The sequence below is a fragment of the Mesorhizobium sp. M0590 genome, from assembly GCF_040320905.1.
Classification (GTDB): Bacteria; Pseudomonadota; Alphaproteobacteria; order Rhizobiales; family Rhizobiaceae; genus Mesorhizobium.
Genome location: NZ_JAMYQN010000002.1, coordinates 321,821 through 345,955, shown reverse-complemented (window position 1 = coordinate 345,955; position 24,135 = coordinate 321,821). Strand labels below are relative to the sequence as shown.

Below are 24,135 nucleotides of genomic sequence, written 5' to 3'. Positions count from 1 at the left end.
CTCCGGTTCCGGCGTAGCTCTCAATCGTCGCCTTCGACGACCCTTAGCCTCAACTGCCCGGTTTTCGAATCGGCGACGCGCGGGCTGCTTTCCGCTTTTGCTCCGCTGCCATTCGAACCAGCGGTGTCCTCCGCCGGCTGCACGCCAAACTCCAGCGCCTCGATCTTTTGTCCGCGCCTGGTCACCTTCGATGTCGAGACCAGAATGTCGTCGATATCCTTGGCCGATTGGCCGAAATGCGTCTGCAATTTGCGCACCCGCTCGTCGAGCCGGGAGACGTCTTCCATCAGCCGGATAACCTCGCCCTGGATCAGGTGTGCCTGCTCGCGCATGCGGGCATCCTTGAGGATTGCCTGGATGACCTGGATCGACAGCATCAAAAGCGATGGCGAGACGATGACGATCCGCGATCGATGCGCCTTTTGGACAACGGCCTCGAAATTCTCATGGATTTCGGCGAACACCGATTCTGAGGGCACGAACATGAAGGCGGTGTCCTGCGTCTCGCCCTGGATCAGGTATTTTTCGGAAATATCCCGGACATGCACCTCGATGTCGCGGCGGAAAGCCTGTGCAGCGGACTTCTGCAGGTCGGCGCCTTCGGCGGCACGGATGGCATTCCACGCCTCGAGCGGAAACTTTGCGTCGATGGCAAGCGACGGTGCGCCGTTCGGCATCTTCACCAGGCAGTCGGGCCGGCTGCCATTCGACAAGGTCGCCTGGAATTCATAGGCGCCGTGCGGCAATCCGTCGGCGACGATGGCTTCCATGCGCGACTGGCCGAAGGCGCCGCGCGTCTGCTTGTTGGAAAGGATCGCCTGCAATTGCACGACCTGGCCGGCCAGCGACTGGATGTTGCCTTGCGCGATATCGATGACCGCCAGCCGTTCCTGCAGCTTGGCGAGGCTCTCATGCGTCGATCTCGTCTGCTCGGTCATGGTCTGGCCCAGGCGGCCGGTCATGGCATCGAGACGCTGGCCGATCGACTGTGTCAGTTCCGCCTGGCGCGCCCCGAACACTTCGGCGATGGCGCCCATGCGGCCCTGCATTTCCGCCTGGCTTGCCAAGATACCAGCCATCCGCACCTCGGCGTCGCGGGCGTGGTCGGCGGCTTCGGCGGCCGCCACTGCACGCGCCTTGGCCGATCGCCAGAGCGCAACGACGAGCGCCACGAACAGGCCGAGGAACAGCATTGCGCCGAAACCCAGGGCTTGGCCGAGCGTGATCGTGGTGGCGCCGAGGCGGGCGACAGGTTCGGACAGGATGGTGGCCAGATCGTTCATGTCGACAGCATAGATGATTCGGTCTGCCGGCACAGATCAAAACGTGAACGACCCGAAGGCGCCCCGGTTGACGCTTTTCCTGCGAGGTCTTAGGTGAGACGCCATGTCGATCAAGCCGCTTATCATCCTCCCCGATCCCGTCCTGCGCCAGGTTTCAAAACCGGTCGAGCGTGTCGACGGCGATCTGCGCAAACTGGCCGGCGACATGCTGGACACCATGTATGACGCGCCCGGTATCGGCCTCGCGGCGATCCAGGTTGGCGAACCCTTGCGCATGCTGGTGATCGACCTGGCCAAGGAGGACGAGACGCCGGCACCGCACGTCTTCATCAATCCCGAAATCCTCGAAAGCTCCGACCAGCGTTCGGTCTACGAGGAAGGCTGCCTGTCGATCCCGGATTACTATGCCGAGGTCGAGCGTCCGGCGGCGGTGCGGGTGAAGTTTCTCGACCGCGACGGCAAGCTGCAGGAGATCGAGGCCGAGGGGCTGATGGCGACCTGCCTGCAGCATGAAATCGACCACCTCAACGGCGTGCTGTTCATCGATCACATCTCCAAGCTGAAGCGCGACATGGTGGTCAAGAAATTCAAGAAGCTCGCCAGGGACAAGGCGCCGGGCAAGATGGTGGGGTAGGCGTCGACGAAATGCCCCTGCGTGTCATCTTCATGGGTACGCCTGAATTCTCCGTGCCGACGCTGCGGGCGATTGCCGGGGCCGGGCACGGGTTGACGGCCGTCTACACGCAGCCGCCGCGCGCCGGCGGCCGGCGCGGGCTCGAACTGACGCCGTCGCCGGTGCAGCGCGAGGCGGAGCGGCTTGGCATCGAGGTGCGGTCGCCGGTGTCGCTGAAGAGCGAGGCGGAGCAGGAGGCGTTCCGCGCCTTGCGCGCCGACGTCGCCGTGGTCGTCGCCTACGGATTGCTTCTACCCAAACCCATTCTCGAGGCGCCGCGGCTCGGTTGCCTCAACGGTCACGCATCGCTGTTGCCGCGCTGGCGCGGCGCTGCCCCTATCCAGCGCGCCATCATGGCCGGCGATACCGAAACGGGCATTATGGTGATGCGGATGGAGGAAGGCCTCGACACCGGGCCGGTGGCAATGGTTGAAAAATGTCCCATTGGACCCGACATGACGGCCGGCGATCTGCACGACCGGCTGATGGTCCTCGGTGCTGCGCTGATCGTGCAAGCGCTCGAACGGCTGGAGCGGAATACGCTGACATTTACCACACAGGCGGAGGTGGGGGTGACCTACGCCAAGAAAATCGATAAATCGGAGACTCGCATAGACTGGCTGCGACCTGCCGGCGACGTGCACAACCAGATTCGCGGCCTGTCGCCCTTTCCCGGTGCATGGTGCGAGGCCGAAATCGGCGGCCGCGTGGAACGGCTGAAACTGCTTCGCTCGACGCTCTCGCAAGGCGCCGGCGAACCGGGAGGAATTCTCGATGACCGTCTGACGGTCGCCTGCGGGTCAGGCGCGATCAGGCTGGTCGAAGTTCAACGTGCGGGCGCAAGGCCCATTGCCGCGCAGGAGTTTCTGCGCGGGGCCAAGCTCGAAAAAGGAATGAAATTGTCATGAGCATGATGTCCATACGCGCGGCGACGCCGCGGGACCGCGAGGCGATCCGCCTTGTCGAAGAACACGCGTTCGGCCAGCAGACGGAGGCCGGATTGGTCGACGCGCTGGTCACCGGCGGTGATGCCGTCGTCGAACTGGTGGCGGACGAAGACGGGCAAGTGGTCGGCCATATCCTGTTTTCACGGCTCTTCGTGCAGAATGGCGGCAAGAGTTTCCCGGCGGTGGCGCTGGCGCCTCTAGCGGTCGAGCCGTCGTTCCACGGCACCGGCATCGGCGGTGCCCTGGTACGCGAGGCTCATATCCGCCTGAAAGCTGCCGGCGAGACGCTCGCCGTGGTGCTCGGCGATCCGGCCTATTATGGGCGTTTCGGCTACAGCCGTGCCCGTGCCGCGAAATTCGACAGCGACTATCAGGGCGAAGCCCTGCAGGCGCTTGCCTGGGGCGAGGCGCCGGAGACCGGCAGGCTGGTCTACGCCTCGGCCTTCGGCTCAGCCCTTGCCGCCTGATTTCGCCTCGATCCGGGAATGCCGCGTTTTCGCCTCGACATCGAATATGACGGCAGTCTCTTCGCCGGCTGGCAGCGCCAGGCCAACCAGCCATCGGTGCAGCAGGCGATCGAGCAGGCGATCGAGAAGTTCTGTGGTCAGCAGGTTTCGCTGCGCGCCGCCGGCCGCACCGATGCCGGCGTCCATGCGACCGCTCAGGTGGCGCATGTCGATCTGATCAAGGCATGGCCCGGCGACAAGGTGCGCGACGCAGTCAACGCGCATCTGCAAGCGGCCAAGGTGCGCATCGCCATCCTGAAGGCCGCCGTCGTGCCGGATGGCTTCGATGCGCGTTTCTCGGCGATCGGCCGCCATTACCTCTACCGCATCGTCAATCGCCGCGCGCCGGCGGCGCTCGACAAGGGCAAGATCTGGTGGGTACCGAAGCAGCTCGATGCCGGTGCCATGCACGAGGCGGCAAAGGTGCTGCTTGGCCGGCATGATTTCACCACCTTCCGCTCGACCCAGTGCCAAGCCACCAGCCCCGTCCGCACGCTCGACCGGCTGGATGTCAGCCGGGCGGGCGATTTCATTGAGGTCCGCGCTTCGGCGCGGTCATTCCTGCACAACCAGGTGCGCTCGATGGTCGGCTCGCTCAAACGTGTCGGCGAAGGCGGCTGGACTGTTGCCGACCTCAAGGCGGCGCTTGAGGCGCGCGACCGTGCCGCCTGCGGTCAGGTGGCGCCGCCCGACGGGCTGTTTCTCGTCGGCGTCGATTATCCGACGCCTGGCTGATCCGGAACGCTGATCCCGAGCAGCGCCTGCAGGCCGAACAGGACGATCAGCGACGCCACGAACATGCCGGCAAAAACGGCGCTGCCGGCGGCCGCACCCCTGCCGATCGCAACGTTGGTCATCCGCCAGGTCAAGACCATCGACAGCGCGAACAACAGCAGCGACACGAGTCCGGAGACTTCGTTGGCCGACGTCAGGAAAAGCCGGATCAACGCCGATGGCAGCATCATCCAGGCGATGATCGCCGAGGCCCAATTGCTGGCCACGACATAATGGACGAAACGGCCGCCGACGCCGACCCGCGGCGCCACCAGGGCGAGGCCTATGAGCGGCAGCACCCAGGCGCCGATATCGACGGTGGCCAGGCGGATCAACATGCTGAAACGGCCGACGAATGCGTTGGGATCGCCGATCTCGTTGGCAATACCGACCCAGCCGACGATCAGTGCCGGCGCCGCGACGACGATGGCAAAAAAGGAGTTCCAGAAACCGTCCGCCGAAAGGTCGAGCAGGCGAAATCCGTCGGCCTTGCCGAGCATCAGCCGCCAGGCACCGGCAAGCGAAGCGTAGGTTTCATCCGCTGAAAGCATCACTAGGATATGTCCTGCGCAAACCAGTCTTCAACGAAGCGCAGATAAATCTGCGTCAGCGTCTCGAGGTCGGCAATCGCCACGCGTTCGTCGACCATGTGCATGGTCTTGCCGACAAGGCCGAATTCGACCACCGGACAATAATCCTTGATGAAGCGGGCATCGGAGGTGCCGCCGGAGGTGGAGAGCGCCGGCTCTCTGCCGGTCACCGCCATGATCGAGCCGCCAAGCGTCTCGATCAACCTGTCGTCGCGTGTCAGGAAAACATGGCTCGGCCCGTCGCGCCAGACGATCTCGTAGTCGACCGGCGTCTTCTTGCCGGCGCGGTATTTCTTGCGTTTCGCCGCCCGGTCGAGGCGGTTGTGGATCTCGGCTTGGATCGTCTCGACGGTCCATGTGTCGTTGAAGCGAATATTGAAGGTAGCCGCCGCCTTCGCTGGGATGACGTTGGTGGCAGGGTTGCCAACATCGATGGAGGTGACCTCAAGATTGGTCGGCTGGAAATCCCTTGTTCCGTTGTCGAAGACGGGGTCAAGCAAGGCGTCGACCAGCGTCACCAGGCCGCGCACGGGATTGTCGGCTAGCTGCGGATAGGCGGCGTGTCCCTGGCGGCCGTTGACGACGACCGTGCCGGAGAGCGAGCCGCGCCGGCCGATCTTGATCATATCGCCGAGCGCGTCGGGATTGGTCGGCTCGCCGACGATCGCAGCATGCCATTTCTCACCCTTGACAGCCGCCCATTCGAGCAGTTTCGTCGTGCCGTTGATCGCCGGCCCTTCCTCGTCGCCGGTTATCAGCAGCGAGACCGAACCCTTCGGGCCGCCCTTCTGCGCAATATGTCGCCCTACCGCCGCGACGAAACAAGCAATGCCGCCCTTCATGTCGACGGCGCCGCGGCCGAACATCTCGCCATTGGCGATGTCGGCGGCAAAGGGCGGGTGCGTCCAGGCTGTTTCATCGCCCACCGGCACGACATCGGTATGGCCGGCAAACATCAGATGCGGGCCGTTGCCGGAACGCCGCGCGTAAAGGTTCTCTATGTCAGGTGTGCCGGATTCGGAAAACACCGGGCGCTCGACGGCAAAGCCGAGCGGCTTCAACATTTCTTCCAGCGCGCTCAGCGCACCGCCTTCGGCGGGCGTCACGGAAGCGCAGCGGATGAGAGCAGCCAGATTTCTGGTCGGATCGGTAGGCAGCGTCATGGGCAAAAGCGATAGTCGAAAGCGCAAGGCCTGTCACGGCCAGACATAAGGGCCAGCCATGCCGCCGACATTATGGTTTTCATGCCGTATAGTTGCGGCCAGGCCTCTCGACCAGGACAGGGCCATCGCATGATCACGCATGGCAGGACGATCGTAATCGCCGGTGCCGGCAGTATCGGATGCTACGCCGGCGGCTGCCTGATACTTGCCGGACGAAAGGTGGTTCTGCTGGCGCGGCCTCGCATCGAGAAGGCGCTGCAAAAAGGTGGATTGCGCATCACCGACCGTGATGGCCGCGACCGATCCGTCAAGCCGGAGGCATTGTCGGTCACCGCCGATCCGGCCGCGGCATTCCCCGGTGCCGATGTCATCCTGCTAACGGTCAAGAGCGGCGCGACGCAGGACATGGCCGGGCTTATTGCGGCCCATGCCCGACCGGATGCGGTGGTACTCAGTCTGCAGAACGGCGTCGACAATGCCGATAAGTTGCGAGCCCATCTCGCCGCCCGGCGGGTGCTCGCGGGCATGGTGCCGTTCAACGTGGTCCAATCGGCGGAGGGCGAATTGCCGCTTCGTCTGCACCGCGCCAGCGGCGGCAAGGTGATGATCGAACAGGGTCCGACAGGCCTTGACGAACTGCTTGACGTTGAGGGCTTTGCCGTTGCCACGCATGGTGACATCGAAGCGGTGCTATGGGGCAAGCTGCTGCTCAACCTCAACAACGCGCTGGTGGCGCTTTCCGGCCTGCCGCTGGCGGCAGAGCTTGCCGATCGCCGCTGGCGGCTGATCCTGGCCGGCCAGATCGACGAAGCATTGGCGGCAATGATGGCGACGGGCATCGAACCCGCTCGCATCGCCGGCCTGCGTCCCGCGCTGCTGCCGAAAGTGCTTCGCCTGCCCGACTGGCTGTTCAAGTTCTTGGCGCGGCGGATGCTTGCCATCGATCCTGCCGCGCGTTCGTCGATGTGGGATGACCTTCAGCGCCGCCGGCCGACGGAGATCGGCGAACTGCAAGGCGCGGTCCTGCGTTTGGCCGAAAAGGCCGGCACGCCGGCGCCGTTGCTGAAGCATGTTACGGCACTGGTGCGCGCGGCCGAGCAGAAGAGGCGCGGATCGCCCTGCCAGACGCCGGAAGCCGTTGTCGCGACCGTCAGATCGTAGCCCGCACAGGCGCCCAGTAACGGCCCTTGCCGGTGCGCTTGGCCTCGTAGAGCGCATGGTCGGAACAGGTGAGCAGGATTTCCGGATCGCCTCCGTCGGCGGGTGCGCATGCGCTGCCGACGCTCAAGCCGACATGGATGGCGGAGCCGACCCCGAGGTCGAAGGGGACCGAGACCTTTTCGATGGCCCGCTTTGCCAGGTAGGTGGCCTCGATCTCCGAGGTTGCGGGCAAAAGAATGACGAATTCGTCTCCGCCGATACGGAAGACCACGTCCCCCGGACGGAAGCCGCGCTTCAATCGTTCGGCCACCTTGCGCAGCAGCACGTCGCCGACGGCGTGGCCAAAACGGTCGTTGACCTGTTTGAAACCGTCGAGATCCATGCTGAGCACTGCAAACGGCTTGCCGCCATTGGCGGCCGGCGCCGCAAGGTCGCGGCACATGTCGCGCAATTTCTCCTGCAGGAAGATGCGGTTTGGCAGGCCGGTCAGCGCGTCCTTGATGGCCAGGTCGCGATTGTCCAGTTCGGCGCGGATCATGCGGGCATTGATTGCGTGGTTCTGAAGCAGCACGATGATGACGCCGGCCACATAGAACGGCGTTTGAATTCCGACGATCGGCATTCCGGGCGCCGCAGAAAACAATGCACCGACCACGTAAGGCAGGCTTACGGCCAACATGACGAATATGGCGAAGCGCGGGGTCGCCGCATTGCGTGACGACACCACGCCGACGACGCCTGCGACATTCAAGGCGGCAAGTACGGAAAGCGCCATATTCCCGCTGGCAACACAGCCATAGCAGCCGAGGCCGAAAACGACCGACCAGACGCCGCTGGCTGCCATCAGGCCCGCCAGCGGCCCTTTCGAGCCGCGCCTGCGGGCCTGCTCGCATTCCCGCATCAGCAGAACGCGGACGGTGAAAAGCATCAGGTCGGCGGCAATCCAGGCGTAGGGCCACCAATCCCCGGTGGCAAGAGCGGCGCTGACCGCAACCAACAGAACGCTGATGGTGCCGAACAGGACCGCGAATTTGCGCTCGAAGGTGGTGTCGAGAAGCCGGGCGCGGACAGCTTCCGGTTCCAATTTCATCGGCGAAGAGAACCAGGCAAACAGGCGAGCGGCGGCGCTCCACGTTTTGCGCGGCTCGTTGGTGGTCAGGGATAGGTCGCTTGCCAGTCGAGCGCTCCGTGCCGGTCGACACAGTCTTCGCCGGCATGCTGGGCCAGGGTGATTAACATTCGCTTAGAGCATCCGGCGCAAAACCGGGCTTTCGGAACTCCCCGTTCCGCCGCTCTGGAGCAATTCCAGGAAAAGTGTGAAGCGGTTTTCCGTCCGGAATTGCGTCAAAACAAAAAGATAGAGCGGTTCGGCGTTTCTGCGAAACGATGAACCGTTCTAGCGGATCTGCCGCCGGATGGCCGGTTTTAGCTTGCCGGCCCCGGTTGTCTGCGGACTGCAGGCCGACGCGGCGGACCCGGCTCGGGATAGGTCTTCGCCGCACGTGCCGGCTGCCCATGAGGGGTTTCGATCAGCGTGATCTTCTGCCAGATCTTTCGCGAGAGGCTCGAAGCCAGGTTCTCGATGTCGTTGACGCCGTCGATGACCACGGCGTCATTGACCGACTGCGCAAACAGCGCGGCGATCTTGCCGGTGATCGACAGCATCTCGGAGCAGTAGTCGAGATAGCGGGCAAGGTCGGCGGCGTTGGTGATGCGGGCTGGCGAATGCGCAGTCGGCTTGAAACTGGCTGAAAGCGTTGCCGGATCCTTGGTCAGCTGGTGCATGTCGATGACGTGGATCAGCGAACGCAGCCCGTGGAGCTGGCGAAACACCCGCTTGCGCTTGATCCGCTCCTCGGAGCGAATCAGGGCCAGAAAGCCCAGCACCGCGAGGATGATCATGTTGAGGGAGGCTTCGATGCCTTGCATCGACTGGAAGGCATCGTGGTTTCCCGAGATGCGGCCGAGCGGCAGGATTGTGCCGACGAACAGGAACATCAGCGCTCCGACGACGAAGGCGGCGATGATGAGGCCGCGCAGCCACCAGATCGGCGCCTCCAGCGCCTTGGCTGCCTTTGCCAGATCGCGCGACAGCGACACGAGCTCGGCGGCGACGCCGCGCAAGCCGGCATCGGGAAAACGCTCGGCGACGCGCTCTTCCAGCCGTTCGGCGGTTTCGAGGATCAGTTTCGAATCAAGCGAGCGGTAGCGCATGACGAAATATCCGATCGGCGCTCAGGGTTCGGCCGGTGCGTTGGTGCGCTTGCCGTAGCGGTTGGGTCCCGGCTGCCCGGGAAATAGGCAAAGCACGAGGAAAGCGATAATCGAGACAACCGGCACGAACAGCACCAGCGCCGCAACGCCCGGCTTGTCGAGGTCGTGCAACCGCTTCACCGCCAGCACCACGTTCGACCAAAGCGAGGCAATGAAGGCGATGAAGAAAATGAACGACCACATGTTGCTCTCGGTAGTGCCTTCCGGAACCAGCGTGAAACGGTAGAGTGGGAGGGCCTGTATGATGGCCACCAGCAGTCCTCCCAGAAAATAGGCCGCGCGGCTGACGCGGCCCGAAGTTCTGAAGAAAAGCCAGATGAGGTCTGATCTGTCAGGCAAGCGAATTCCGTCCGTATTCGTTGAGAAAGATCAATCGCGCAGCAATTCGTTGATCGATGTCTTGGAACGGGTTCTGGCGTCGACCCGCTTGACGATGACGGCGCAGTAGAGGCTGGGGCCGGGCTCGTTGTTTGGAAAAGGCTTGCCCGGCAGCGAGCCGGCGACGACGACGGAATTAGGCGGCACCTCGCCGTAGAAGATCTCGCCGGTGGCGCGGTCGACGATCTTGGTCGACTGGCCGATGAAGACGCCCATGCCGAGCACCGAGCCTTCGCGCACGATGCAGCCTTCGACCACTTCGGAACGGGCGCCGATGAAGCAATTGTCCTCGATGATGGTTGGGCCGGCCTGCATCGGCTCCAGCACACCGCCGATGCCGACGCCGCCCGACAGATGCACATTCTTGCCGATCTGGGCACAGGAGCCGACCGAAGCCCAGGTGTCGACCATGGTGCCGCTGTCGACATAGGCGCCGATATTGACGAAGGACGGCATCAGCACGGCGCCGGGCGCGACATAGGCGGAGCGGCGCACGATCGACGACGGCACGGCGCGGAAGCCCGCCTTCTCAAAATCGACGGCGCTCCAGCCGTCGAACTTCGAAGGCACCTTGTCCCACCATACCGCCTGACCGGGACCGCCCTTTATGATCTCCATCGGGGTGAGCCGGAACGACAGCAGCACCGCTTTCTTCAGCCACTGGTTGACGTGCCATTTGCCGTCGGCCTGCCGCTCGGCGACGCGGGCGACGCCCCGGTCGAGCAGGTCGAGCGCCGATTGGATGGCCTCGCGCGTCTCGCCGCGGGTTGCGGTCGAAATCGTGTCGCGTTCCTCGAAGGCGTTCTCGATAATCTCCTCGAGGCTCGCGAGATCGGGCTTCGACATGAATTCGCTCCATTACCAAGCTGTTAAGGGCCGGCGCCTTAACCTGTTTGAAAGTCGCGCGGACCCTATGTGAAGGCTTGGGGAGGGTCAATCGCGGCAGCGTCACGGGACGGCGCAGGTGAATGATTGGACGGGTAAAGCAAATATGACTCCCATGGAAAAGACGGGATGGACGCCGCTGCCGCATTCGGACGAGGATCTGGAGCGGTCGAGAAGCGTGCCGGACACGCCGCAAACGCGCGCGGAGACATACCGGCTGGCCTGGAACGATCCCGATTTCATGACGCGGCGCGAGTTGCGCGCGGTCAGGCTGCAGCTCGAACTGCTGAAACCGGAGATGATCCTGGCCGAGCGCGGCATCCAATCGACCGTCATCCTGTTCGGCGGCGCCCGCATTCCCGAGCCCGGCGGCGAAGCCTGGGCGGCCAAGAACGAGACGCAGAAGAAGAACCTCGAGCAAAACAGCAAATATTACGAGGAGGCGCGCAAATTCGCCCGCCTCTGCTCGCAGCAATCGGCCACCTCGTACTTTCGCGAATTCGTCGTGGTGACCGGCGGCGGGCCGGGCGTCATGGAGGCCGGCAATCGTGGCGCCGACGATGTTGGCGCGCCGTCGATCGGTCTCAACATCGTGCTGCCGCACGAGCAGGCGCCAAACGCCTACGTGACGCCGGAACTCTGCTTCAACTTCCACTATTTCGCGGTCCGCAAGATGCATTTCGTCATGCGTGCCAAGGCCGTTGCGGTATTTCCAGGCGGCTTCGGCACGATGGACGAGTTCTTCGAAACGCTGACCCTGATCCAGACCGGCCGCATGGAACGCGTGCCGGTCATCCTGTTCGGCAAGGCTTTCTGGGCAAGGGCGATCGACCTCGATTTCCTCGCCGAGCAAGGCACGATCACGCCCGGCGACCAGGATATCATCGATTTCGTCGACACTGCCGACGAGGCCTGGGGGATCGTCAGCCGCTTCTATAAACTTTGACATGCAAGCAAGGACTTGAAGCGCGCCGGCTGCCTCAAGCAGGGACTTCCACGATCGCCGTGAGAAAGCCGGCGAGGTCGTCGGTGACGAAGTCCACATCGTCCTCGTTGGCCGGGTCGCGTTCCCAGATTTCCGAGAAGGTCGGCTCGAAATTGCGCGGCACCACCAACACTGTGGTCATGCCCAGCGATTTCGGCACCGACAGGTTGCGGGCAAGATCTTCGAACATCACCGCATTTTGCCCGGTAACGGCGTGGAGTTCGGCAAATTTCTCATAGGATTGCCGCGCCGGCTTGGGGTTCAGTCCGGCTGCGACGATATCGAAAATATCATCGAAATGCTCGAGAATGCCCAACTGCCGCGCGGTGCGTTCGGCATGCCGGCGATCGCCATTGGTGAAGATGAATTTACGGCCGGGAAGCTGGCGAATGGCGGTGCCTAGGACGGGATCTGGAACCAGCCAGGAATAATCGATGTCGTGGACCTTCTCGAGAAAATCGTCGGGGTCGATGCCGTGGCGCGTCATCAATCCGTTCAGCGTCGTGCCATATTCGCGGTAGAGCTCCTTTTGCAGCTTGCGTGCTTCCTCGCGCGGCAGCGTCAGCAATTCTCCGACGTAGGCGGTCATCTTCACATCGATCTGCGAGAACAGATTCGAATGATGCGGATAAAGCGTGTTGTCGAGATCGAACACCCAGTCGGTGACATGGGCAAAGCGGGCGGGGTCGGGAAGTGTGGTCATACGTCCTTATGGCACGAAACGATCTTTCTAACAGGAGGTTTATCCACAACCTATGCGCGCCCTGGGTGGTAAAAATGGTGCCATGATTAAAATCTTAAGCATCGCCGAAAGGTGACATTCAGCGCTTTGTTGGAACCAAGACGGACCAGTGGGAGCAAGCGATGAATCGCATATTTCTAAAGTCTGCCGCCATCGCTTTCGCCTCCGTCGCGGTCTCGCTTTTGCTGACGCTGATCGTCGTGCCGGCAATGGGGTTTCCGATCAATCGCACCATCTGGCTGACATCCACCGTGTGCCCGCTCGCGCTTGCCTGGAGCGTCGGCGCCTATACGTTCTGGCAGGGCGAAAGGTTGCAGACCGCGCATCGCGAGCTCGCCCGCGCCCATGCCCAACTCGCCGCCGCGCACAGGCGTTTGGCGGAAAAGGCGAGCCGCGACGACATGACCGGCATGCTCAACCGCGAAAGTTTCTTTGCCGCTCTCGACGGCTCCCGGCGCAAATCCGATCGCGGGGCATTGCTGATCGTCGATGCCGACCATTTCAAGACCATCAACGACAGCTACGGCCATCTGATCGGCGACGATGCGCTGCTCCTGATCGCAAACGCGATAGAGCGTGGCGTGCGCAGCGGCGACGTGCTTGGCCGCATCGGCGGCGAGGAATTCTGCGCCCTTCTGATTGGTGCCACCGAACACGAGGCCAGGCGCGTCGCCGAGCGCATCCGGCGTGAAGTCGAGCGTATCCGTTTCCGGCCCGTCGACGAACGAACGGTTCCGCTGACAGTCAGTATTGGCGGCATCACCTGCGGCAGAGACGCCGCAGTGTCGGAGCTAATGCGCGCCGCCGACCAGCGGCTCTACGAGGCCAAGCATCGCGGCCGCAATCTGTCGATCATCGACCGCGATATTTCCGAAGCCGCCTGAGCTCGGCCCTAAGCCTTCTGCTGCATTCAACCGCGCCGCTGCCAGACTGTCAAAATCCGAAGATGGCGATGCGGAACAGCAGGGCGGCCGCCGCCACCGCCACCAGAGCGATGCCAAGGCCAATGGGAGAGCCCCAGCCATACCACTCCATCGCCAGCTTGGCATATTTGAACTCCTCGGCCGGTGTGAGTGGGCCGCGCGTCGGGGTCTGATTCATGTTTCACTCCTTGCAGGCTGCGACAGGCCTTGCCTTGCGCCTGATGCAGCATATTACTATAATGGACGTAATGTTAGGCAGATTGATAGTTAGATGGTCGAAATAAATTCGTCAAGCATGAATCGGGCCGACATGAAGACCGCCATCAGCCTTGCCATTATGGGCTGGCAGGACGCGACGCAGGCTTATGACGAGGCAGTGGGCGATAGGCTTGGGCTGAGTATGGCGGAACGCCATTGCCTGGCGCTGCTCTATGGCGGCCCGCGATCGGCTGGCGAGGTCGCGGCCGCAACAGGATTGACGCCGGCCGCGGTCACCGCGCTGATCGACCGGCTGGAGGCGCGCGGCCTGCTGACACGAACGCGCAGCCTTGAGGACAGGCGCAAGGTGGTCATAGAGGCGACGGAACTCACGCGAGAACTATCGACGCGCTATTATGGCGCGATCGCGCAGGAGGGGGAAAAGGTGATCGCCACATTCAGCGACACTGAGCTCGCCACGATCCTGCGCTTCGTCACGGCGTCCCTCGACCTTCAGCGCGACCAACTGGCCCGGCTGAAGGCCGAGGCGTTGGAAACAGCCGACAGCCTATAGGCTCGCCGGGTCGAGCGCTGGCTCGCCTTTGCGGCGCGCCACGATCGCCGCAAGATCGGCGGTCTCGAAAGCATCACGCAGGGCGTCGAACGACGGCAGCACGAAATAGGCACGCTGGAACTTGTCGATCTCGTAGCCGGTGCGCATTACGGTTTCCAGGTCGAAGGGGACATGGTGCGCCTCGCCGCCTTCGACCGCGAACTGAAGCTCGGTGAAGGATGACATTAGCCCGGCACCGAAAGCCTTCAGCGGCTGCCCCGGCTCGCGTATCAGCCCGTATTCGACGGTGTACCAGTAAAGCCTGGTGATCATCTCGTCGCCGCCGAGCGCAATCACGCTGTCGGCCTTTTTGCCATACATCTGCATGAAGTCGGCAAAGACCGGCTGCGTCAGGATCGGCACGTGACCGAAGAAATCGTGGAACATGTCGGGCTCGACGATGTAGTCGAGCTCCTTTTGGGTTCGCAGCCAGTTGGTGACCGGGAACCGGCGGTTGGCGAGGTGGTCGAAGAACGGCGCGGCGGGAATGAGCCCCGGCACGGCGACGATCTCCCAGCCGGTGAACTTGCGCAGCTTCTCGCTGACCGCACCGAAATCCGGGATCTTGTCGAGAAGACCGAGCGCCGCGACGCCGTCGAGGTAGGAGTGGTGGGCGAGCTTCCTGGTCAGCTTCGTCTGGCGGTCGCACAGCGTGCGCCACACCGCCTGTTCTTCGTCGCTGTAATTGTAGCCCTGCGCCACGGTGAAATCGGCACGGCAGACCGAATAATCGCCGCGAAGGCCTCGCGCCGCGCATTCGCGGGCATAGTCGGCAACGTTCATTGTCATGGCTTGCTCTCCCTGGAAATCATGATCAACGGATTGCCGGAAATTCTAGCGGGATGGCGCGAGGCAAATCAGCTTTGATGGTGGCTCAAATGCGGGGTTGGAGGTAAAAGACTCCACGATCGAGCTTTGGGAGAGTGAAAATGCCTCAGTTTGATGAATTCGAGATCAAGATGCTCGACATCCTGCAGCGCGACGGGCGCAAGCCGGTCTCCGAATTGGCGCAGGAGATTGGGCTGTCGACGACACCTTGCGCGCGGCGCTTCGAGGCCCTTCAGCAGGCGGGCATCATAAAGGGCTTTGCTGCGGTGCTCAGCCGCCGCGCCGTCGGGCTGATGGTCGAAGTGTTCATCCAGGTGCGCCTCGTAACCCACAGCGACGGCTCGCCAGAAACCTTTATCGCCGCCGTGCAGCGCATGGACGAGGTGTCGTCGTGCTGGACGATGACTGGAGACTACGATTTCCTGCTGCATGTCATGGTGCCGTCGGTCGACGAGCTCAATGCCTTCGTCATGCACCGGCTGATGCGGCTCGAAGGCGTGCGCGACGTACACACGCAGCTTGTGCTGCAGAACATCAAGGGGCCCGGCCATGTGCCGCTGGCACATCTCAGACGATAGGCATTTCTGCGGAAAAGCTGCACACAAACTGCTGAAGCTGGCCAATCTCCAGAGCTAGATCGCCGACTACGACATGCGGACCGCCATTGCATAAGGCCCGCCATGAAAATCGTCCTGATCAACCCGCCGCATACCGCCATCGGCAGCCGTGTGCCGGACGACCATCTGCCGCCGCTCGGTTTGCTGGCACTGGGCGGTCCGCTGATCGACGCGGGACACGAGGTGCGGCTCGTCGATGCCGAATTCGGGCCGATGCCGCTTGCCACGCTGGTCTGGGACGCCTTGAGCGACCATCCCGACTGCATTCTGATCGGCCATTCCGGCTCGACCTCTGCACATCCGACAGCCCTGCTGATCGCCGGCATGGTCAAGGACATCGAGCCAGCGACAATCCTGATTTATGGCGGCGTGTTTCCGACCTATCACTGGCGCGACATACTGGCCGAAACGAAGGTCTTCGACTTCATCGTGCGCGGCGAGGGCGAGGCGACCATCGTCGCGCTGGTCGAAGCGCTTGAGAAACGCAAGCCGCTGTCGGACGTGGCGGGGATCGCTTTTCCTGACGATTTGCGCCGTCCTTTTGCCACCCGGCCGGCAAGGACGATCGCCAATTTCGACGATTACCGCATCGGCTGGGAACTGATCGACTTCAGTCGCTACAGCTATTGGGGCGGCAAGCGCGCAGTAGTCATGCAGTTCTCGCGAGGCTGTCCGCATCTGTGCAACTATTGCGGCCAGCGCGGCTTCTGGACGCGCTGGCGGCACCGCGACCCCGGGAAGTTCGCGCGGGAGATTGCCTGGCTATACCGCGAGCAAGGCGTCGAGCTGATCAACCTTGCCGACGAGAACCCGACGTCGTCCAAAAAAGCCTGGCGCGCCTTTCTCGATGCGATGATCGCCGAGAATGTGCCGGTGCTGATCGTCGGCTCCACCCGCGCCGACGACATCGTCCGCGACGCCGACAGCCTGCATCTCTATCGCCAGGCCGGCGTCATCCGCTGGCTGCTTGGCATGGAAAATACCGACGAGCAGACGCTTGCATTGATCCGCAAGGGCGGCAGCACCTCGTCCGACCGCGAGGCGATACGGCTGCTGCGCCTCAATGGCATCTTGTCGATGGCGACCTGGGTGGCCGGTTTCGAGGACGAAAGTTTGCGCGACCTCTGGCGCGGCTTCCGCCAGCTGATCGCTTATGACCCCGACCAGATCCAGGCGCTCTATGTAACGCCGCACCGCTGGACGCCGTTCTTCAGGATTGCCAGGGACCGCAAGGTGATCCAGCTGGACGCCCGCCTGTGGGACTACAAGCACCAGGTGCTGCGGATGACGCGCCTCAAGCCGTGGATGTTGTTCTTCGCCGTCAAGCTGATCGAACTGGCCGTGCAGTCGCGGCCCAAGGCGCTGGCGCGCATCCTGTTCCACAAGGATCCGGAGCAACGGCATTCGATGCGCTGGTACACCAAAATGGGCCGCCGCGTCTGGTTCCGCGAAGTCTGGGGCTTTCTGGTCCGCGACCGCCGCCTGAAAAATGGCCCGACGCTCGCCGAATTCTGGGGCGCGCCGCAAGACGAGGAAGAGGAATCGATGGTTGTCGAACGCCTGTCGCGTCAGTCCGTGACCGCTATTTCGCCAAACGCTTGAGCCCCTCAGACACCCGGCCTCACGGCACGATCAGCGTGCCGGCGCCGTGTTCGGTGAACAGCTCGAGCAGCACCGCATGCGGCGTCTTGCCGTTGAGGATGACGACGCCTGCGACGCCGCGCTCGATTGCCTCGATGCAGGTCTCGACTTTGGGGATCATGCCGCCCGAGACAGTGCCGTCCTTGATCAGGGCCTTGGCCTCGGCCACGGTCAACTCGTCGATCAGCTTCTTGTCCTTGTCGAGCACGCCGGGCACGTCGGTAAGGAACAGCAGGCGCGTCGCCTGGCAGGCGCCGGCGATGGCGCCGGCAAAAGTGTCGGCGTTGATGTTGTAGGTATGGCCGTCGCGGCCGGGCGCCACCGGCGCCAGCACCGGGATCATTTCGGACCGCGCCAGGAGGTCGAGCAATGTGCGGTCGACCTCGACAGGCTCACCAACGAAGCCCAGGTCGAGCACCCGCTCGATGTTGGAATCCGGATCGATCATGGTCTTGCGCGCCTTTTCGGCAAACACCATGTTGCCGTCCTTGCCGCACAGGCCGATCGCCCACTCGCCCTCGGCATTGATCAGCGCGACGATCTCCTTGTTGATCGACCCGGCCAGCACCATCTCGACAATCTCGACGGTCTTCTGGTCGGTGACGCGCAAGCCGCCCTCGAATTTGGATTCGATGCCCATCTTGCTGAGCATGGCGCCGATCTGCGGCCCGCCGCCATGCACGACGATCGGGTTGACGCCGGATTGTTTCAAAAGTGCGATGTCGCGGGCGAAAGCCTTGCCGAGCGCGATGTCGCCCATCGCGTGGCCGCCATATTTCACCACGACCGTCTTGTTCTCGTAGCGCTGCATATAGGGCAGCGCCCTTGAAAGCAGCGCGGCCTGCATTTCGGCGGTGGCGGCGACATCCGTCATCGGCGTGGTTCCCAGCTTGGCATGAACGGCGGCGTCTTAGCGGGAATTGGACGAGGGGGCAAACGGCTTTGCTGTCACGATCGATCAAATCACCGCCTATGCCGGCCGCTGGAGCGGCGCCCGTCGGCCCAGCCAGCCCGAGATCCTTTCCATCTGCGCAGCGAACGACAAAAGCGTTTCCTCGTCGCCGGGGCGGCCGGCGGCCTGGACGCCGAGCGGCAGGCCGGCATCGGTGACGTAAACCGGAAGCGTGATCGACGGTTGCCCGCTGACGTTCTGGATCGCCGGCCAGTGGGTGAACCACAGGCTCTTGTCCATCAGCTGGCCGAATAGCGGCTTGAACTTCAGCAGGCCGGCGAGGCGCAGTCTGTCCAGGACATTCTCGATGAATTCGTCGGCGCCTTTCGGGTCCATGGTGCCGCAGGCGACCGGCGGGTGCGCGATAACTGGCATCAGCACAGCATCATAGTGCGCGGTTTCGGCGATAAGCCGGCGCGAAGTGGCGTGCAGCCGCTGCAGGCCGGCATAGATTTCGCCGGCCGAGAGAATTTCACCGAACCGGCTCATCACGCGCGTGGCGCGTTCGATGTCGCCTGAGATGGAGCGGCCGACGCGCAAGGCCTCGCCACGCATCGTGCCGGCCACCGCCGCAGCGACGGTTCTGGCGAAATCGGCGATGAAATCGCGATCGATATAGGGCAGGTCGATCTCCTCGACGCTGTGTCCGCCTTCGCGCGCCAGCCCGATCGCCGCATCCAGAGCTTTCAACGTCTCTTCCGATATCGGCAGACCGAGCGGCGATTTTCGATAGAAGGCGAGCTTGAGCTTGCCCGGATCGCGCCCAGCCGCCGCAGTGAAACTGCCGTTCGGCGAGGGTGCCGCGTAGGGCGACAGCGGGTCAGGCCCGTGGGTCAGGTCGAGCAGCAGGGCCGTATCGCGCACCGAGCGGGCCAACGCATGGTCGACGACGAAGCCGTACCAGCTTTCGGTGACGAGCGGCGTCAAGGGTACGCGGCCTCGCGAGGTTTTCAGCCCGATCAGCCCGGTACAAGCCGCAGGCACCCTGATCGAGCCGCCGCCATCCGAGGCATGTGCCACCGGCACGACGCCGGCCGCGACCAGCGCAGCCGCACCGCCCGAGGAACCGCCGGTCGTGTGCGCGGTGTTCCATGGATTGCGGGTGACGCCGTAAGCCACCGACTCGGTCACCAGCCTCAGCCCGTGTTCGGGTGCGGTGCTGGTGGCGATCGGAATCAGGCCGGCGGCCAGATAGCGCTCCGTCATCACCGAGCTGAAATCGGGGGTGAAGGCCGGGATGCGGCTGCCGCCATGCGTCGGCACGCCCTTCATAGCGATGCCAAGATCCTTCAGCGCAAAGGGCACTCCGGCAAACGGCAGCTTGCGGTCGACGGTTTTCGCCCGCGCCCGCGCCGCCTCATAGAGCGGTTCGGCGATGGCGTTGATCTCCGGGTGGGTGGCCTCGGCCCGGGCGATCGCCGCATCGACGAGATCTTGCGGTGTAATCTCTCCCTTGTGCACGAGTGCGACCTGGCCGGTTGCGTCATGCTCCCACAGAACCCGCTCGATCGACATGGTCGCCCTCCCGCTCATTGCAAGCTAGCGGGCGGCGATTTCATTGGCAATCGACGCTGGCGCTGCCGGTGCGCAAGACCATTTCAGTCGTTGCAAATACATTGCAATCGCCTAATTTGGCGGCGGATGACGCCGCAGGACATCAGCAACCTGATTGTCCGGACTTCGATGAAGGACCGGGCTGCGTTCGATCTGCTCTACCGGCAGACCAGCGCGAAACTTTTCGGCGTCTGCCTTCGTGTATTGAAGGATCGGGGAGATGCAGAAGAGGCGCTTCAAGAGGTCTTCGTCAAGATATGGACGAAGGCGGACCGTTTCGCCGTTTCGGATCTGAGCCCGATCTCCTGGCTGGTGGCCATTGCGCGCAATCATGCGATCGATCGGATCAGGGCGCGGCGAGAGCCTGCCGCCTATATCGATGCCGCGCTCGACGTGGCCGATCCGGCGCCGGGGCCGGAGGCCATGGCCGTGGCGGGCGGTGAGTCCGAACGCATTTACCATTGTCTCAAGGAATTGGAGAAGGACCGGGCGGCGGCCGTCCGGGGCGCCTATCTGGATGGCAAAAGCTATGCCGAACTGGCGGAGCGCTATGGCGTACCGCTGAACACGATGCGGACCTGGCTGCGGCGCAGCCTGTTGAAACTGAGAGAATGCCTGGAAAGATGACGCTGGCTGACGACAATGGACCGGAACGTGGGGGCGACGACCTGTTCGCCGCCGAATACGTTCTTGGCGTTCTGGCCGCCGATGAACGCGAGATCGCGTCGCGCCGCATCGATGCGGACGCCGCCTTCGCGCGCCTTGTCGATGCCTGGGAGGCGCATCTTTCGCCGATGGCCGCCGCCTATCCGGAGACAGAGCCTCCGATCAGGGTCAAGGAAGCATTGGACCGCCGGCTGTTCGCTGCAGAGCCGCGCGCCGGCCTGTGGTCGAGCCTTGGCTTCTGGCGCGGTCTTGCCGCCGCCGCCATTGCGGCGCTGGCGATCTACATCGCCGTGCCTTACTTCCGCCCGTCCACCGAACCGCCGCAGGCGCGGCTTGTCGCCTCGCTGGCGGCCGAAGGCAGCGACGTCAAATATCTCGTCGTCTACGATGCCGCCCGTCACGAGGTCGGTCTTTCCCACGTTTCCGGCGAGCGGGCCGCCGGCAAGGACTTCGAGCTGTGGATGATCGAAGGCAAGAAGGCGCCGGTGTCGATGGGCGTCATCCCGGCCGGTGCGACCGCGCATTTGGCCATCCCGCCCGCCGTCCAGGAGAAATTGGCGCAAGGCGCCGTGCTTGCGGTCAGCGTTGAGCCTGCCGGCGGTTCACCGACCGGCCAGCCGACTGGACCGGTGGTCGCAGCGGGCGATCTGAAGAGCATCTGACCGCTTCTCATCTCCGGAAGCAGACCTGAAATCTATCTCCCGCGATTTAAACGCATGCAAAGCTTGTTGGCGGCTGTCGATCCGCGCCGGGCAAATTGCAGCGACAAATATTTTTTGCGGAGAGGGCGAAACTCCAGCATTTCTATCGCGTATCTCCTTGCGTTCCCAAATGAGGGGAACGATAACCCGAGGAGATTGAAATCATGCGTAAATTCGCCACCATTTTGCTTGCCGGCACGGTCGCCATTTCCGCGCTCGCCACCATTGCCTATGCTCAAAATCCGATGGTCGGCGGCGCCGCCATGTATGCCCAGAAAAACATCGTCGAAAATGCTGTCAACTCGAAGGACCACACGACGCTGGTCGCTGCCGTCAAGGCAGGCGGCCTGGTCGATACGCTGCAAAGCGCTGGCCCCTTCACTGTGTTCGCGCCGACCAACGAGGCCTTTGCGGCACTTCCAGCCGGCACGGTGGAGACGCTGCTCAGGCCTGAAAACAAGGACAAGCTCGTCAAGATCCTGACTTGCCATGTCATCGGCGCCAAAGCGATGGCCGCCGACGTGGCCAAGATGGTGAAGAACGACGGCGGCACCCACAAGGTCAAGACGGTCGGTGGTTGCGAACTGTCGCTCAAGGCCGACGGCGGCAAGGTCACCGTGACCGACGAGAACGGCAACGTCGCCAATGTGACGATCGCCGATGTCGAGCAGTCCAACGGCGTCATCCACGTCGTCGACAAGGTTCTCCTGCCGAAGATGTAACAAACGCACGCTGCCGGCGAAGATATCGCTAAGGGCCTCCCTGCGCACACTCCGCGCCGTTCACGCAAGATGTGGATAGGCGCGGAGTCCCGCTTTGAGGACAGCGATCGTCACCGGCTTTTGATTTCCGTGTGGCGGTCGAATTTGGCACAAGCAATGACAGGAGGAATGGCCATGAACCGTCGCGAGCTTCTTTTGAGTGGTGCGGCAGCCATTGGCGTTGTCGCAGGCGCCACCGCGCTGCGCATGGGCGGAGCCCAGGATGCAGGCGCGGCTGAGACTTTCGAGGTTACCAAGACCGAAGCCGAGTGGCGCGCCATCCTGTCCGACGCGGCCTTCAATGTGCTGCGCAAGGAGGGCACGGAATACCCGGGCACCAGTCCGCTGCTCAACGAGCACCGCAAAGGCATCTTCGCTTGCGCCGGCTGCGGCCTGCCGGTCTATTCGTCAGAGACCAAGTTCGATTCCGGCACAGGCTGGCCGAGCTTCTGGCAGGAAATCCCGAATTCCGTCGGCAAGACCGTGGACAGGTCTTTGGGCATGACCCGCACGGAGGTCCATTGTCGCCGCTGCGGCGGCCATCTCGGCCACGTATTCGACGACGGTCCGCCGCCGACCGGGTTGCGACACTGCATCAATGGCGTTGCCTTGACCTTCAAGCCGGCGACGGCGTGAGGACGGCTGCGACCCTGACTTTGTCGGAGCGCGAGAGGACTTCGTAATGGTTGATTTTGCGCATGACCCCGAAAATCGCATTTCGGGGTCATGCGCGAGGGCGCCAGGCGGGGGATCCAGCGCGCCTCAATGGCCTCCGCCACCGCCGCCCTGAGCGGCTGGCTTGCGGATCACCAGGGTGAAGAGCCCAAGCGTCGCGAACAAAACCGTCAGCATGAAGAATACGTCCATGAACGACAGCAGCGACGCCTGCTGCTGGACCATGCCTGACAGTTTGGAGATGGCCGCCTTGGAGGCGTCGAGCCCGGCGGTCTGCTCGAAGTTGAGCGTCATGTTCTGCAGCTTCTGCTGCGCAGCGGCACTTCCCCATTGCACGTGCTCGGAGAGCCTGGCGTAGTGGAAGGCATTGCGGTCGATCAGCACGGTGTTGATGACTGCCAGGCCGACGGCGCCGCCGAGATTGCGGGTCAGGTTGAACAGGCCAGACGCATTCTTCAGCCGCTCCGGCGGCAAGGTTCCGAGCGCAATGTTGTTGATCGGCACCATGCAAAGCATCATCGAGCAGCCGCGCAGGATCTGCGGGATCAGCAGTTCATAGAAATCCCAGTCGGCGGTTAGATGCGTCATCCACCAGGTCCCCGTGGCGAAGCCGAAGAAGCCGATCATCATCATGATGCGCGGGTCCATCTTGTTCGACAGGATGCCGGAGATCGGCGCAGTGAAGAACATGGCTAGGCCGCTGACGAACAGCGCCTCGCCGATCATCATCGAATCGTAGCCGCGGATCCGCCCCAGGAACACCGGATAAAGATAGGTCAGACCGTAGAGGCCGATGCCGACGACGAAGGAGAACAGCGAGCCGAAGGCAAAATTGATATTGCTGAAAGCCCTCAGATCGACAATCGGCTCCTCGGCGGTGAACACGCGCCAGAAGAACAGCACCGCGCCGAAGGTCATGATGACGGCGCAGATGAACACCGCCTGATCCTGCAGCCAGTCGTTGTTGGGACCTTCCTCCAGCACATATTCCATGCAGCCGAGGAAGGCGGCCATGCCGGCAAGCCCCCACCAGTCGAACTTGCTGAACAGCTTGAGATTGGGTTTGTCGAAGTCGATCAGCGACCAGGCGGCCGTCGTCACCAGAATGCCGGGCACGACGTTGACCAGGAACAGCCAGTGCCAGGACATGGCATGGCTGATATAGCCGCCGACGGTCGGGCCGATGGTTGGCGCCAGCGTCGCTACCAGGCCGATCATCGGCGAGACGATGGCGCGACGCGACGGCGGGAAGATGGTGAAGGCGGCTGCAAAGACGCTCGGGATCATGCCGCCGCCGATGAAGCCCTGCACGGCGCGGTAGACGATCATCTGGTCGATATTGGTTGCGGTCGCCGCCAGCGCGCTGGCCGCGGTGAAACCTGCCGCCGAGATTGTGAACAGCACCCGCGTCGACAGCATCCGGCTGAGGAAGCCCGACAGCGGGATCATCACCACCTCGGCAATCAGATACGCCGTCTGCACCCAAGGAATCTCGTCCGAACTGGCGCTCAGGCCCGCCTGGATCTCGGCCAGCGAGGCCGAGACGATCTGGATGTCCAGGATGGCCATGAACATGCCGAACACCATTGCCAGGAAGGCGATGACGCGGCGTGTCGAGATGTGGTCAACCGGCACCGGCATGGCT

27 protein-coding genes are annotated in these 24,135 nt (G+C 63.1%); 14 read left to right on the top strand and 13 right to left on the bottom strand.

From position 1 onward, the window contains the following. Positions 1–20 precede the first annotated feature (20 nt). Entirely contained in the window at positions 21–1,283 is a 1,263-nt protein-coding gene (locus tag NKI52_RS05390; protein ID WP_352568528.1) for a DNA recombination protein RmuC, read from the bottom strand. Positions 1,284–1,386: 103 nt separating this feature from the next. On the opposite strand from NKI52_RS05390, the gene def reads away from it, so the two are divergent. Genes def through truA form a run of 4 tightly spaced genes read left to right on the top strand, consistent with a single transcriptional unit; the run spans position 1,387 to position 4,144 of the window. Beyond that, positions 1,387–1,917: a peptide deformylase gene (gene def / locus NKI52_RS05385; protein WP_023676950.1), complete on the top strand. Its 531-nt coding sequence runs from the start codon at positions 1,387–1,389 to the stop codon at positions 1,915–1,917. A gap of 17 nt (positions 1,918–1,934) precedes the next feature. Beyond that, positions 1,935–2,864: a methionyl-tRNA formyltransferase gene (fmt, locus tag NKI52_RS05380; RefSeq protein WP_352568573.1), complete on the top strand. Its 930-nt coding sequence runs from the start codon at positions 1,935–1,937 to the stop codon at positions 2,862–2,864. Beyond that, the gene (locus NKI52_RS05375) at positions 2,861–3,370 is read left to right on the top strand and encodes a GNAT family N-acetyltransferase (protein ID WP_352568527.1); all 510 of its coding nucleotides are present in this window, start codon (positions 2,861–2,863) and stop codon (positions 3,368–3,370) included. Before fmt ends, NKI52_RS05375 begins: the two co-directional genes overlap by 4 nt. 18 nt (positions 3,371–3,388) lie before the next feature. After that, positions 3,389–4,144, top strand: a complete 756-nt coding sequence (gene truA / locus NKI52_RS05370; protein WP_352568526.1) for a tRNA pseudouridine(38-40) synthase TruA — start codon at positions 3,389–3,391, stop codon at positions 4,142–4,144. Here the strand turns inward: truA and NKI52_RS05365 are convergent. Both NKI52_RS05365 and dapE read right to left on the bottom strand, forming a co-directional pair. Next, complete coding sequence (locus NKI52_RS05365; protein ID WP_023677470.1) at positions 4,126–4,734, bottom strand: hypothetical protein; 609 nt, start codon at positions 4,732–4,734, stop codon at positions 4,126–4,128. The genes truA and NKI52_RS05365 overlap by 19 nt on opposite strands. 2 nt (positions 4,735–4,736) lie before the next feature. After that, entirely contained in the window at positions 4,737–5,936 is a 1,200-nt protein-coding gene (gene dapE / locus NKI52_RS05360) for a succinyl-diaminopimelate desuccinylase (protein WP_352568525.1), read from the bottom strand. Positions 5,937–6,065: 129 nt separating this feature from the next. Here dapE and NKI52_RS05355 point away from each other — a divergent pair, with 129 nt between their 5' ends. Next, on the top strand, positions 6,066–7,097 hold the full coding sequence (locus NKI52_RS05355) for a 2-dehydropantoate 2-reductase (RefSeq protein WP_352568524.1): 1,032 nt from the start codon (positions 6,066–6,068) through the stop codon (positions 7,095–7,097). Here the strand turns inward: NKI52_RS05355 and NKI52_RS05350 are convergent. The 4 genes from NKI52_RS05350 to dapD form a co-directional block, all read right to left on the bottom strand. Next, positions 7,087–8,187, bottom strand: a complete 1,101-nt coding sequence (locus tag NKI52_RS05350) for a GGDEF domain-containing protein (protein WP_023677471.1) — start codon at positions 8,185–8,187, stop codon at positions 7,087–7,089. The two genes, NKI52_RS05355 and NKI52_RS05350, sit on opposite strands and share 11 nt — an antisense overlap. Before the next feature lie 335 nt (positions 8,188–8,522). Further along, on the bottom strand, positions 8,523–9,311 hold the full coding sequence (locus NKI52_RS05345) for a hypothetical protein (protein ID WP_352568523.1): 789 nt from the start codon (positions 9,309–9,311) through the stop codon (positions 8,523–8,525). Between the two features lie 21 nt (positions 9,312–9,332). Beyond that, complete coding sequence (locus tag NKI52_RS05340) at positions 9,333–9,710, bottom strand: DUF805 domain-containing protein (RefSeq protein ID WP_023677473.1); 378 nt, start codon at positions 9,708–9,710, stop codon at positions 9,333–9,335. A 30-nt stretch (positions 9,711–9,740) separates the two neighbouring features. After that, positions 9,741–10,595 carry a 2,3,4,5-tetrahydropyridine-2,6-dicarboxylate N-succinyltransferase gene (gene dapD, locus NKI52_RS05335; protein WP_352620596.1) on the bottom strand — a complete coding sequence of 285 codons (855 nt, stop codon included), beginning with the start codon at positions 10,593–10,595 and terminating at the stop codon, positions 9,741–9,743. Positions 10,596–10,740: 145 nt separating this feature from the next. Here dapD and NKI52_RS05330 point away from each other — a divergent pair, with 145 nt between their 5' ends. Then, positions 10,741–11,580, top strand: a complete 840-nt coding sequence (locus NKI52_RS05330; RefSeq protein ID WP_352568521.1) for an LOG family protein — start codon at positions 10,741–10,743, stop codon at positions 11,578–11,580. 34 nt (positions 11,581–11,614) lie between these two features. Here NKI52_RS05330 and NKI52_RS05325 read toward each other — a convergent pair whose 3' ends face one another. Further along, positions 11,615–12,322, bottom strand: coding sequence for a pyrimidine 5'-nucleotidase (locus NKI52_RS05325; RefSeq protein WP_023677476.1), 708 nt, complete (start codon positions 12,320–12,322; stop codon positions 11,615–11,617). Between the two features lie 161 nt (positions 12,323–12,483). Between NKI52_RS05325 and NKI52_RS05320 the strand changes: the two genes are divergently transcribed. Beyond that, positions 12,484–13,245: a GGDEF domain-containing protein gene (locus NKI52_RS05320; RefSeq protein WP_352568520.1), complete on the top strand. Its 762-nt coding sequence runs from the start codon at positions 12,484–12,486 to the stop codon at positions 13,243–13,245. Positions 13,246–13,294: 49 nt separating this feature from the next. Here the strand turns inward: NKI52_RS05320 and NKI52_RS05315 are convergent, their stop codons facing one another. Further along, a complete protein-coding gene (locus NKI52_RS05315) occupies positions 13,295–13,462 on the bottom strand; it encodes a hypothetical protein (RefSeq protein ID WP_352455979.1) in 168 nt (55 codons plus the stop codon). Positions 13,463–13,555: 93 nt separating this feature from the next. Here NKI52_RS05315 and NKI52_RS05310 point away from each other — a divergent pair, with 93 nt between their 5' ends. Beyond that, entirely contained in the window at positions 13,556–14,056 is a 501-nt protein-coding gene (locus NKI52_RS05310) for a MarR family winged helix-turn-helix transcriptional regulator (protein ID WP_023677479.1), read from the top strand. Here NKI52_RS05310 and phhA read toward each other — a convergent pair. Then, entirely contained in the window at positions 14,051–14,884 is an 834-nt protein-coding gene (gene phhA / locus NKI52_RS05305) for a phenylalanine 4-monooxygenase (protein ID WP_352697248.1), read from the bottom strand. The two genes, NKI52_RS05310 and phhA, sit on opposite strands and share 6 nt — an antisense overlap. Before the next feature lie 140 nt (positions 14,885–15,024). Here phhA and NKI52_RS05300 point away from each other — a divergent pair, with 140 nt between their 5' ends. Beyond that, a complete protein-coding gene (locus NKI52_RS05300; RefSeq protein WP_023677481.1) occupies positions 15,025–15,501 on the top strand; it encodes an Lrp/AsnC family transcriptional regulator in 477 nt (158 codons plus the stop codon). Between the two features lie 102 nt (positions 15,502–15,603). After that, positions 15,604–17,142 (top strand): magnesium-protoporphyrin IX monomethyl ester anaerobic oxidative cyclase, encoded by a 1,539-nt coding sequence (gene bchE / locus NKI52_RS05295; protein WP_352697246.1) that lies wholly within the window; start codon positions 15,604–15,606, stop codon positions 17,140–17,142. A gap of 19 nt (positions 17,143–17,161) precedes the next feature. Here bchE and argB read toward each other — a convergent pair whose 3' ends face one another. Then, positions 17,162–18,055, bottom strand: coding sequence for an acetylglutamate kinase (argB, locus tag NKI52_RS05290; RefSeq protein ID WP_023677482.1), 894 nt, complete (start codon positions 18,053–18,055; stop codon positions 17,162–17,164). Positions 18,056–18,151: 96 nt separating this feature from the next. After that, the gene (locus NKI52_RS05285) at positions 18,152–19,648 is read right to left on the bottom strand and encodes an amidase (protein WP_352588549.1); all 1,497 of its coding nucleotides are present in this window, start codon (positions 19,646–19,648) and stop codon (positions 18,152–18,154) included. Between the two features lie 126 nt (positions 19,649–19,774). Between NKI52_RS05285 and NKI52_RS05280 the strand changes: the two genes are divergently transcribed. The 4 genes from NKI52_RS05280 (at position 19,775) to msrB (ending at position 22,451) form a co-directional block, all read left to right on the top strand. Next, positions 19,775–20,314, top strand: coding sequence for a sigma-70 family RNA polymerase sigma factor (locus tag NKI52_RS05280; protein ID WP_023677484.1), 540 nt, complete (start codon positions 19,775–19,777; stop codon positions 20,312–20,314). Further along, complete coding sequence (locus tag NKI52_RS05275) at positions 20,311–21,015, top strand: anti-sigma factor (RefSeq protein ID WP_352472348.1); 705 nt, start codon at positions 20,311–20,313, stop codon at positions 21,013–21,015. Before NKI52_RS05280 ends, NKI52_RS05275 begins: the two co-directional genes overlap by 4 nt. 203 nt (positions 21,016–21,218) lie before the next feature. Then, the gene (locus NKI52_RS05270) at positions 21,219–21,776 is read left to right on the top strand and encodes a fasciclin domain-containing protein (RefSeq protein WP_352588546.1); all 558 of its coding nucleotides are present in this window, start codon (positions 21,219–21,221) and stop codon (positions 21,774–21,776) included. A gap of 174 nt (positions 21,777–21,950) precedes the next feature. Continuing rightward, positions 21,951–22,451 (top strand): peptide-methionine (R)-S-oxide reductase MsrB, encoded by a 501-nt coding sequence (msrB, locus tag NKI52_RS05265; RefSeq protein ID WP_352588543.1) that lies wholly within the window; start codon positions 21,951–21,953, stop codon positions 22,449–22,451. 126 nt (positions 22,452–22,577) lie between these two features. On the opposite strand, the gene NKI52_RS05260 is transcribed toward msrB, so the two are convergent. Beyond that, positions 22,578–24,131: a DHA2 family efflux MFS transporter permease subunit gene (locus tag NKI52_RS05260; RefSeq protein ID WP_245274730.1), complete on the bottom strand. Its 1,554-nt coding sequence runs from the start codon at positions 24,129–24,131 to the stop codon at positions 22,578–22,580. Positions 24,132–24,135: the final 4 nt, after the last annotated feature.